The organism is Streptomyces megasporus, from assembly GCF_000718985.1.
Lineage (GTDB): Bacteria > Actinomycetota > Actinomycetes > Streptomycetales > Streptomycetaceae > Streptomyces > Streptomyces megasporus.
Genome location: NZ_JODL01000042.1, coordinates 18,144 through 28,606, shown reverse-complemented (window position 1 = coordinate 28,606; position 10,463 = coordinate 18,144). Strand labels below are relative to the sequence as shown.

Sequence of the window (10,463 nt, the reverse complement as noted above, 5' to 3'; positions counted from 1 at the left end):
GGTCGCCGTCGAGGCCGCGCGGCACGCGGTCGGCCGGATCGCCGACATCACCGCCGACAAGCACATGGAGGGCGTGCGGCTCTCCCGCTGGCTGCTGGCCTTCCCCTCCACCTTCCGGCTGTGGCGGCGGATGAAGCTGTGGGAGCTGCGCTCCTACGACCAGGTCATCCGGATGGAGCAGGACCGGTTGATCTACGAGGCGCGGCTGCGGGCCCGGTACGGGCGCGGCTGGAAGCGCCGGGCGCCGGTGGAGGCGCTGATGCCGCTGCGGCTGGCGCGGTACGGGGTGCCGCTGGCGGAGACCGCCCCGGCCGGACTGGCCGCGGCCGGCATCGAACCCGGCAGCGGACCGCGGGCGGTCCTGCCGGCCGGCGCTCCGGACGGGACGGGCGCCGGCCTGGCCCTGGAGAAGGCCCCGGGCGAGACCACGGACCAGGCCGCGGACCAGAGCACGGACCAGAGCACGGGCGCCGAGCGGAGCGTGGAGGGCGTGGGCGCGGAGGGGGCCGCCGTGGAGGCGCCCGCCGCGCCGGCCGGACGGGAGACGCCCGTCCTCGCGCCGGCGGCTCCCGCGCGGGAGCCGGTGGCCCGCAGGAGCGAGGTCGTCCCGCCCGAGTGGGAGGCGCGTCCCGAACCGGAGCCCGAGGTCGAGCCGGAGCCGGCCCTCCGTCCCGAGCCGGCGAACGGCGCCGCGGACGGATACGGTCCGGCTCCCGAGCCCGCGTACGCCGCCGCGTCGGCCTCCCCGCCCACCGTGCCGGTGAGCGACGGACGCCACCGCCCGATGGGGAACCCCGACGCCCGGCCCGCGCACGTGCCGTCGCCGCGCGAGGCCGCGCCGCCGGAGCCGGACGACACCGTGCCCGTCGGCATACCGGACGGCATGGTGTACACGGAGGTGTACTACCGGGCGTACCAGCAGTACATAGCCGTCCACGGCGACCGGCCCAACGCCCGGCAGTTGGCCAAGGTGCTCTACGACGAGCACGGCGTGACCAACGCCGAGGGCGGTCTGCTGAGCGAGGGTCACCTGCGCATGTACCTGCGGGACTTCAAGCACCGCTACAACGCGGAGATGGGCCTGGCGGGGTGACCCGCCAAGCCCATCCCGGTGCGGTGGTGACGCGGCGTCAGGCGCCCAGCAGCTTGCGGACGCGGTCCGCGCCGACCGCCAGCAGCAGCGTGGGCAGCCGCGGACCGGTGTCACGGCCGACCAGGAGCTGGTAGAGCAGCGCGAAGAAGGAGCGCTGGGCCACCTTCAGCTCCGGCGTCGGCTTGGCGTCCGGCGTCAGACCCGCCTGGACCTTGGGCACGCCGTAGACGAGCGTGGTCAGGCCGTCCAGCGACCAGTGCTCGTCCAGCCCGTCCAACAGCAGCCGCAGGGACTCGCGCCGGGTGTCGTCGAGCGAGGCCAGCAGCTCGGTGTCCGGCTCCTCGCGGACGCGGGTGCGCTGTTCGGCCGGGACCTGGGTGGTGATCCACCGCTGCGCGCGGTCCAGCCGCGGGCGCGTCTCGTCCAGGGAGCGGACCGGGTTCTCCGGGTCCAGCTCGCCCAGGATGCGCAGGGTCTGCTCCTCGTCCCCGGTGGTGATGTCCACCACGGAGGCGAGGGTGCGGTACGGCAGCGGGTGCGGCGTCCTGGGCAGGTCGCCGGCGACGGTGGACGTGGCGCGGCGGTACGCGGCGGCGTCCGCGGGCTGTGCGGCGCCCTCGGCGACCTTGCGCTCCAGCGCGTCCCACTCGTCGTAGAGCCGCTGGATCTCCTGGTCGAAGGCGACCTTGAAGGACTGGTTCGGCTTGCGGCGGGCGTACAGCCAGCGCAGCAGCGGCGCCTCCATGATCTCCAGCGCGTCGGCCGGGGTGGGCACGCCGCCCTTGGAGCTGGACATCTTCGCCATGCCGCTGATGCCGACGAAGGCGTACATCGGGCCGATCGGCTGCTCGCCGCCGAAGATCTCCTTCACCAGTTGTCCGCCGACGACGAAGGAGGAGCCCGGCGACTGGTGGTCCACGCCGGAGGGCTCGAAGATCACGCCCTCGTACGCCCAGCGCATCGGCCAGTCGACCTTCCAGACGAGCTTGCCGTGGTCGAACTCCGACAGCGACACCGTCTCCTCGTGGCCGCACCGGCACGCGTAGGTCATCTCGGTGGTGTCGTCGTCGTACGCGGTGATCGTCGTCAGGTCGCGCTCGCAGACGGTGCAGTACGGCTTGTACGGGAAGTACCCGGCGCTGCCGGAGCTGCCGTCGTCCTCGCCCGCGGCGCCGGAGCCCTCGGCGGCCTCGATCTCGGCGGCGTCCATCGGCTTCTGCCGCTTCTTGGCCGCGCTCTCGGGGGTGACCTTGGTGCGGTAGCGGTCCAGGACGGCGTCGATGCGCTCGCGCTCGCGCATGGCGAAGAGGATCTGCTCGCGGTAGGCGCCGGAGGTGTACATCCGCGTCTGGCTGATGCCGCGCACCTCGATGCCCAGCTCGTCGAGGGCCCAGGTCATGGCCGCCTTGAAGTGCTCGGCCCAGTTGGGGTGCTCGCTGCCCTCGGGGGCGGGCACGGACGTGAGCGGCTTGCCGATGTGCTCGGCCCAGGAGGGGTCGATGCCGGCCGGGACCTTGCGGAAGCGGTCGTAGTCGTCCCAGGACAGGATGTGCTCGCAGGGGATGCCGCGCCGCTTGATCTCGTCGGCGACGAGGTGCGGCACCATCACCTCGCGGAGGTTGCCCAGGTGGATGGGGCCGGAGGGGCTCAGGCCAGAGGCGCAGACGATCGGTTTGCCGGGGGCGCGGCGCTCCGCCTCGGCAACGACCTCGTCCGCGATGCGGGAGACCCAGTCGGTCTCGGTGCTCTGAGCCACGGTTGGCGTCCCTTTCCAAACCTCGGGTGTCGGGAATGACGGTTCCATTGTTTCAGACCCGCGGGGAGCCCGGTGCGTGATATGCGCGCGCCCCGTCCGGCGCCCCCGTGGGATACTGGAGCGATCCGGTAATCCCTCTCAAAGGAATGGCACACCTTTCATGGCCTCGGTTCCTTCCCTCGCCGCCACCGTCCGCCAGCGCGTCGTGGAGGCACTCTCGGCTGCCCTGCCGGAGGCCGCTTCCGCCGATCCGCTGCTGCGACGCAGCGACCGGGCGGACTTCCAGGCCAACGGGATGCTGGCGCTGGCCAAGAAGCTGAAGGGGAACCCGCGGGAGCTGGCGGCCAAGGTCGTGGAGCGGCTGCCCGAGGAGAAGGAGAACCCGGTGATCGCCGGGATCGAGGTCTCCGGTCCGGGCTTCCTCAACATCACCGTCGCCGACGGGGCGATCACCAGGACGCTGGCGGCGCGGGCGGCCGACGAGCGGCTGGGCGTGCCGCACGCGGAGCGGCCGGGCACGACGGTGATCGACTACTCCCAGCCCAACGTGGCCAAGGAGATGCACGTCGGGCACCTGCGGTCCACGGTGATCGGCGACGCGATCGTGCGGATCCTGGAGCACCGCGGCGAGAAGGTGATCCGGCGCCACCACATCGGGGACTGGGGCACGCAGTTCGGCATGCTCATCCAGTACCTGATCGAGCACCCGCACGAGCTGGACCACGCCGAGGACGCCCCGAGCGCCGCCGGCGGCGAGAGCGGCGAGGCCGCGATGTCCCGGCTCAACCGGCTCTACAAGCAGTCGCGGGCGCTGTTCGACTCCGACGAGGAGTTCAAGCGGCGCGCCCGTGACCGGGTGGTGCTCCTGCAGAGCGGGGACGAGCGGACGCGCGAGATGTGGCGGAGGATCGTCGACGAGTCGATGATCTACTTCCACGCGGTGTACGACCAGCTCGACGTGGAGGTCCGCGACGAGGACGTGGTCGGCGAGAGCGCGTACAACGACGACCTCCAGCAGGTCGTGAAGGACTTGGAGTCCAGTGGCGTCGCGGTCCGTTCCGAGGGCGCGCTGTGCGTGTTCTTCGACGACGTCAAGGGCCCGGACGGCAAGCCCGTCCCGCTGATCGTGCAGAAGTCCAACGGCGGCTTCGGCTACGCCGCCACCGACCTGGCCGCCATCCGCGACCGGGTGGGGAAGCTGGGTGCCGACACCCTGCTGTACGTGGTGGACGCCCGGCAGGCGCTGCACTTCAAGATGGTCTTCGAGACGGCGCGCCGGGCCGGTTGGCTGTCCGAGGGCGCCGCGCGGCAGCTCGCGTTCGGCACGGTGCTGGGCAAGGACGGCAAGCCGTTCAAGACGCGTGAGGGCGAGACGGTCCGGCTGGTGGACCTGCTGGGCGAGGCGGTCGAGCGGGCCACGGCCGTGGTGCGGGAGAAGGCCGAGCAGGGCGGGCTGGAGCTGACCGAGGAGGAGATCGCCGAGCGTGGCGCCCAGGTGGGCATCGGCGCGGTGAAGTACGCGGACCTGTCCACCTCGATGTCCCGCGACTACGTCTTCGACCTGGACCGGATGGTCTCGCTCAACGGCGACACCAGCGTCTACCTCCAGTACGCCTACGCCCGGATCCAGTCGATCCTGCGCAAGGCGGGCGACGCCCGGCCCGTCGCGCACCCGGAGCTGACCCTGGCCCCGGCGGAGCGGGCGCTGGGCCTGCACCTGGACGAGTTCGCCGAGACGCTGGCGGGCGTGGCCGAGACGTACGAGCCGCACAAGCTGGCCGCGTACCTCTACCAGCTCGCCTCGCACTACACGACGTTCTACGACCAGTGCCCGGTGCTGAAGGCGGGCGACGAGGCGACGGTGGAGAACCGGCTGTTCCTGTGCGACCTGACGGCCCGCACCCTCCACCAGGGCATGGCGCTGCTGGGCATCCGCACCCCCGAGCGGCTGTGAGCCCGCGCCGGCCGTGACCGTTGGAGCGCCCGTCCCCGAGGAGGGGGCGGGCGCTCGGTCGTCCCGGTGTCGTCTCCGGCTCAGAGCTCGCGGTGCACCTTGGTGTTGGACGCCTGGGCGCGGGGGCGGACGATCAGCAGGTCGACGTTGACGTGCGGGGGGCGGGTCACGGCCCAGGCGACGGTGTCGGCCACGTCCTCGGCCGTCAGCGGTTCGGCGACGCCCTCGTAGACCTTCGCCGCCTTCTCGGCGTCACCGCGGAAGCGGGTGAGGGAGAACTCCTCGGTGCGCACCATGCCGGGCGCGATCTCGATGACGCGGACGGGCTGCCCGCACACCTCCAGGCGGAGGGTCTCGGCGAGCACGTGGGCGCCGTGTTTGGCGGCGACGTAGCCCGCCCCGCCTTCGTAGGTGGCGTGGCCGGCGGTGGAGGACAGCACGAGCACCGTGCCGTCGCCGGAGGCGGTCAGCGCCGGCAGCAGCGCCTGGGTCATGTTGAGCACGCCCAGCACGTTGACCTCGTACATCGCCCGCCAGTCGGCCGGGTCGCCGGTGGCCACGGGGTCGGTGCCCAGGGCGCCGCCCGCATTGTTGACCAGCACGCTGCCGGGGGCGAGGGGGCCGAGCCAGGAGGCGAAGGCGTCCACGGCCGCGCGGTCGGTGACGTCCAGGGAGTACGGCAGGGCCTGCCGGCCGGCGTCGGTCAGTTCGGCGGCGAGGGCCTCGACGCGCTCGGCGCGGCGGGCGGTGAGCACGGTCCGGTAGCCCTCGGCGGCCAGCCGTCGCGCGGTCGCGGCACCGATGCCGCCACTGGCGCCGGTGACGACGGCGGTGGGCGCGGCGGGCTTGTCGGCGGGCCGGTCGGCGGACGAGGTCATGGGTGGTCCCTCCCGTGGTGGACGTGTCGGTGCCGCTCGCAGGATAGGTTCCGGGGGCGGTAGGTTCCGGGGGCCCCGGGCCCCCGGCCGGATCACCCTCCTCGCGGCGCGTACATGATCAGCGCGACGCCCGCCAGGCAGACCAGCGCGCCGATCACGTCCCAGCGGTCCGGTCGGAAGCCGTCCACGACCATGCCCCAGGCCAGCGAACCGGCGACGAAGATCCCGCCGTAGGCCGCCAGGATGCGGCCGAAGTTCGCGTCGGGCTGGAGGGTGGCGACGAAGCCGTAGGCGCCCAGGGCGAGCACCCCGGCGCCCATCCAGGCCCAGCCCCGGTGCTCGCGCACCCCCTGCCAGACCAGCCAGGCGCCGCCGATCTCCAGGAGGGCGGCGAGGACGAAGAGGAGGGCGGATCGGGCGACGGACATACCGGGAAGGGTAGGCCCGAGGAGGGGCGGGGCCCCGGTCAGGGCCAGACGAGGCAGTACGGCTGGTGGCCCGCCTCGTGGAGGCGGTGGGAGAAGTCCTGCCATTCGTGCAGGAGTCGGTAGACGTCGAAGGCGTCGCGCGGGCCGCCCCGGTCGGGCACGGTGGACCAGATGAAGGCGGCGGCGCCCACCGACTCCACACCGACGCCCCGCAGGGGATCGACGACGGCCATGGGCAGTTTGACCACGGCGTAGTCGGAGCGGAGCACCACCAGTTCCAGCGGGGGCACCCGGTGCAGGGGTATTCCCTCGATGCCCGTGAGGACCATCGCCGCCATCGTCTCCGGCTTGATCCTGGTGAACATGCCGTGGCCCAACTCGTCCCCACCCAGTTCCTCCGGGCGCATCGAGATGGGGACGCGCGCGGCGGTGGCGCCGTCCGGCGCGCCGAAGTACTTGTAGGTCACCCCCACCCGGCCACCCTTGCTGCTCCTCGTCTCCACCGGTTCGGAAGCGTCACGCCGGTGACGGCCCCGTGCGCGCCTGGGACCGGTGTCCCCCGTGCCCTCGCCCAGTCCGCCACCGCGCTGCATGTCACCACCCGATTACTCGCGGCATGTGCCGCGCAACCCGATCATCGTCTCAGAGACTCCCAGAGACCTCCCCTTCTGGCGAGCCGCGAAACGCCCGGCGGCACATGCGCGCGAGGCTCTGAGACCATGGCTTGCGTGAGCTATCCGTACGAAGCACCAGTATCGCAGTCGCTGTACGACCGCGCCGCCGTCGTGACGCCCGGAGGCGTGAACTCTCCGGTGCGCGCTTTCCGTGCCGTGGGCGGTACGCCCCGTTTCATGGTGTCCGGTACCGGTCCGTACCTCACGGACGCCGACGGCCGCGAGTACGTCGACCTCGTGTGTTCGTGGGGACCGATGATCCTCGGACACGCCCACCCCGCCGTCACCGAGGCCGTCCAGGCGGCGGTCGCGCGCGGCACGTCCTTCGGCACGCCCGGCCAGGGCGAGGTCGAACTGGCCGAGGAGATCGTGGCCCGCGTCGCCCCCGTCGACCAGGTGCGGCTGGTCTCCTCCGGCACCGAGGCCACGATGTCCGCGATCCGGCTGGCGCGCGGGTTCACCGGCCGGACCAAGGTGGTCAAGTTCGCGGGCTGCTACCACGGACACGTCGACGCCCTGCTGGCCGCCGCCGGCTCCGGTGTGGCGACCTTCGCCCTGCCCGACACGCCCGGTGTGACGGGCGCGCAGGCCGGCGACACCCTGGTGCTGCCGTACAACGACCTGGAGGCCGTCGCCGCCGCCTTCGCCGAGCACCCCGACGAGATCGCCTGCGTGATCACCGAGGCGTCGCCGGGCAACATGGGCGTCGTGCCGCCGCGCGAGGGCTTCAACGCCGGGCTGAAGGAGCTGTGCGAGCGGCACGGCGCGCTGTACATCTCCGACGAGGTGATGACCGGATTCCGCGTCTCCAAGGCGGGCTGGTACGGGCTCGACGGAGTGGTGCCGGACCTGATGACCTTCGGCAAGGTGATGGGCGGCGGCTTCCCGGCCGCGGCCTTCGGCGGCCGGGCCGACGTGATGGCCCACCTCGCCCCCGCCGGCCCCGTCTACCAGGCGGGCACCCTCTCCGGGAACCCGATCGCGACGGCGGCGGGCCTGGCCCAACTGCGGCTGCTGGACGACGCGGCGTACGAGCGGCTGGACGCGGTCTCCGCCGAGGTGCGCTCCCTGGTGACCGAGGCGCTGACCAAGGAGGGCGTGGCGCACCGGTTGCAGCGGGCGGGCAACATGTTCTCGGTCTTCTTCACCGACGAGGACGTGGTGGACTACGCCGCCGCCAAGCGGCAGGAGGCGTTCCGGTTCACCGCCTTCTTCCACGAGATGCTCTCCCGTGGCGTCTACCTGCCGCCGTCGGCCTTCGAGGCGTGGTTCGTCTCGACCGCGCTGGACGAGCGGGCGGTCGAGCGGATCGCCGAGGCCCTGCCCCACGCCGCGCGTGCCGCCGCCGACGCCGTCGACCCCGCGGAGAGTTCGGCATGACCGAGGTGACGGGCGCCGTGGACCCGGCGGGCATGACGGACCCGGCGGACGTGACGGTCTCCTCGGAGACCGCGGGCGAACGGGAGCGGCACGGCGGCGGGCAGCGGACCGTCGTCCACCTGATGCGGCACGGGGAGGTGGAGAACCCCGACGGGGTCCTCTACGGACGTCTCCCCGGCTACCACCTCTCCGAGCTGGGCCGTCGGATGGCCGAGCGGGTCGCCGAGCACCTCGCCCACCGCGACATCACGCACGTGGTCGCCTCCCCGCTGGAGCGGGCGCAGGAGACCGCCGCCCCGATCGCCAAGGTCCACGGGCTGGAGGTGGGCTCCGACGAGCGGTTGATCGAGGCGGAGAACATCTTCCAGGGCAAGACCTTCGGCGTCGGCGACGGCGCGCTCCGCCGGCCCGCGAACTGGCCGCACCTGCGCAACCCCTTCCGGCCCTCGTGGGGCGAGCCGTACATCGACCAGGTGGTGCGGATGATGGCCGCGCTGGAGGCCGCGCGGGACGCCGCCCGCGGGCACGAGGCGGTGTGCGTCAGCCACCAGCTCCCAATCTGGACGGTGCGCAGCTTCGTCGAACGGCGCCGTCTGTGGCACGACCCGCGCAGACGGCAGTGCACCCTGGCGTCGCTGACCACCTTCACCTTCGTCGGCGACCGGATCGTCTCGGTCGGCTACACCGAGCCGGCCCTCGACCTGGTGCCGCCCCACCTGCGGGCGGGCGCGAAGCCGGTGAAGGGGGCGGGGAAGGTCAGGGGTTTCGGCGCCTGAGAAGCTCGGGGCGGACGCGGAGCCGGCGCGGTGGCGCACGCCACACGGCCCGGGGGGAACAGCGGCTCCCGAGGTCGACGGTCCGCGCAGGCCGGGGGCGGGGGAAAGGCCGCGCAGAGGGCATGGGAAACTTTTCACATGATTCTTCGCGCTACCGGACCCCGCCGCCGCTCCCGGCTGTCCGCGGCCGTCGCCGCGGCGGTGGCGTGCGTGCTGGTCCTGTCGGGCTGCGGCGGCGACAGCGAGGCGCAGAGCGGCGGTTCCGGAACGAACTACGTGGAAGGCACGGGAGCGGTCACCAAGGTGAAGCCGGAGGACCGCCAACCCGCCCCTGAACTCTCCGGCGAGACGGTGGACGGGAAGCGGCTGAGCACCGCCGACCACCGGGGCAAGGTCCTGGTCGTCAACGTGTGGGGCTCGTGGTGCCCGCCCTGCCGCGCCGAGATGCCGCATCTGGTGAAGGTGGCGAACGACACCGCGGACGAGGGCGTGCAGTTCATCGGGATCAACACCCGTGACACGGACCGGGTCCCGGCCCAGCGGTTCGAGAAGGAGTTCGAGGTCCCCTACCCGAGCCTGTACGACCCCTCGGGGAAGCTCCTGCTGCGTTTCCCCAAGGGCAGCCTCAACCCCCAGACGATCCCCTCGACCATCGTGGTGGACCGTGAGGGGCGGATCGCCGTGCGGGCCCTGAAGGAGCTCGGCGAAGAGGAACTGCGCTCCATCATCGATCCCCTGATCAAGGAGAAGTGAGGCGGATGCTCCACTTCGCCTCCGCCACGGGCGTCAACGAGACCGTGCTCTCCGGCGGGCTGCTCATCGCGGTTCCCGTCGCGCTGCTGGGCGGGCTCGTGTCGTTCTTCTCCCCCTGCGTGCTGCCCCTGGTCCCCGGCTACCTGTCGTACGTCACCGGGATCAGCGGCGCCGACCTGGCGGACGCCCGGCGGTGGCGGATGGTGCTCGGCTCCTCCCTGTTCGTCGTGGGCTTCACCGCGGTGTTCGTGTCGGGAGGCGCCCTCTTCGGGTACTTCGGGCAGACGCTCCTGGGCCACCAGGACGTCATCACCCGGATTCTGGGCGTGCTGCTGATCGCGATGGGCCTGCTCTTCATGGGCCTGCTCAAGGGCGTGGGGCAGCGCGAGTTCCGGTTCCACCGGAGGCCGGCCGTGGGGCTGGCCGGCGCCCCCCTGCTCGGCGTGCTCTTCGGCGTCGGCTGGACCCCCTGCCTGGGGCCCACGCTGACCGCCGTCAACGCGCTGGCCTTCAACGAGGCGAGTGCCGGCAGGGGAGCCCTGCTGACGACCGCCTACTGCCTCGGGCTCGGCCTGCCGCTGGTGGTGACGGCCGTGGCCTTCCGGCGGGCGCTCGGCGCGTTCGGCTGGGTCAAGCGGCACTACCAGTGGGTCATGAGGATCGGCGGGGGCATGCTGGTCGCCCTGGGGATCCTGATGCTCACCGGAGTCTGGGACCTGATGCTCGCCGAACTGCTCGCCTGGACCAACAGCTTCACCGTAGGGATCTGAC

10 protein-coding genes are annotated in these 10,463 nt (G+C 72.4%); 6 read left to right on the top strand and 4 right to left on the bottom strand.

Translation table 11 applies throughout. The annotated features are described in order from the left end of the window. A partial coding sequence (locus IF47_RS0125160; protein ID WP_031511301.1) for a DUF2637 domain-containing protein occupies window positions 1-1,093 on the top strand: 1,093 nt, incomplete at its 5' end. A gap of 37 nt (window positions 1,094-1,130) precedes the next feature. On the opposite strand, the gene lysS is transcribed toward IF47_RS0125160, so the two are convergent. Beyond that, entirely contained in the window at window positions 1,131-2,897 is a 1,767-nt protein-coding gene (lysS, locus tag IF47_RS0125155; protein ID WP_051718208.1) for a lysine--tRNA ligase, read from the bottom strand. Between the two features lie 112 nt (window positions 2,898-3,009). Between lysS and argS the strand changes: the two genes are divergently transcribed. Next, window positions 3,010-4,803: an arginine--tRNA ligase gene (gene argS, locus IF47_RS0125150; RefSeq protein ID WP_031511299.1), complete on the top strand. Its 1,794-nt coding sequence runs from the start codon at window positions 3,010-3,012 to the stop codon at window positions 4,801-4,803. A gap of 80 nt (window positions 4,804-4,883) precedes the next feature. On the opposite strand, the gene IF47_RS0125145 is transcribed toward argS, so the two are convergent. The 3 genes from IF47_RS0125145 to IF47_RS0125135 form a co-directional block, all read right to left on the bottom strand. Next, entirely contained in the window at window positions 4,884-5,681 is a 798-nt protein-coding gene (locus IF47_RS0125145; RefSeq protein ID WP_031511298.1) for an SDR family NAD(P)-dependent oxidoreductase, read from the bottom strand. A gap of 92 nt (window positions 5,682-5,773) precedes the next feature. Then, window positions 5,774-6,109 carry a YnfA family protein gene (locus tag IF47_RS0125140; protein ID WP_031511297.1) on the bottom strand — a complete coding sequence of 112 codons (336 nt, stop codon included), beginning with the start codon at window positions 6,107-6,109 and terminating at the stop codon, window positions 5,774-5,776. A gap of 38 nt (window positions 6,110-6,147) precedes the next feature. After that, window positions 6,148-6,702 (bottom strand): hypothetical protein, encoded by a 555-nt coding sequence (locus IF47_RS0125135; protein WP_078592104.1) that lies wholly within the window; start codon window positions 6,700-6,702, stop codon window positions 6,148-6,150. Between the two features lie 126 nt (window positions 6,703-6,828). On the opposite strand from IF47_RS0125135, the gene hemL reads away from it, so the two are divergent. The 4 genes from hemL (at window position 6,829) to IF47_RS0125115 (ending at window position 10,462) form a co-directional block, all read left to right on the top strand. Continuing rightward, window positions 6,829-8,163 (top strand): glutamate-1-semialdehyde 2,1-aminomutase, encoded by a 1,335-nt coding sequence (hemL, locus tag IF47_RS0125130; RefSeq protein ID WP_037733349.1) that lies wholly within the window; start codon window positions 6,829-6,831, stop codon window positions 8,161-8,163. A 122-nt stretch (window positions 8,164-8,285) separates the two neighbouring features. Further along, complete coding sequence (locus IF47_RS0125125) at window positions 8,286-8,939, top strand: histidine phosphatase family protein (RefSeq protein WP_051718210.1); 654 nt, start codon at window positions 8,286-8,288, stop codon at window positions 8,937-8,939. Window positions 8,940-9,077: 138 nt separating this feature from the next. Beyond that, a complete protein-coding gene (locus IF47_RS0125120) occupies window positions 9,078-9,692 on the top strand; it encodes a TlpA family protein disulfide reductase (protein ID WP_031511293.1) in 615 nt (204 codons plus the stop codon). Between the two features lie 5 nt (window positions 9,693-9,697). After that, window positions 9,698-10,462, top strand: coding sequence for a cytochrome c biogenesis CcdA family protein (locus tag IF47_RS0125115; protein ID WP_031511292.1), 765 nt, complete (start codon window positions 9,698-9,700; stop codon window positions 10,460-10,462). Window position 10,463: the final 1 nt, after the last annotated feature.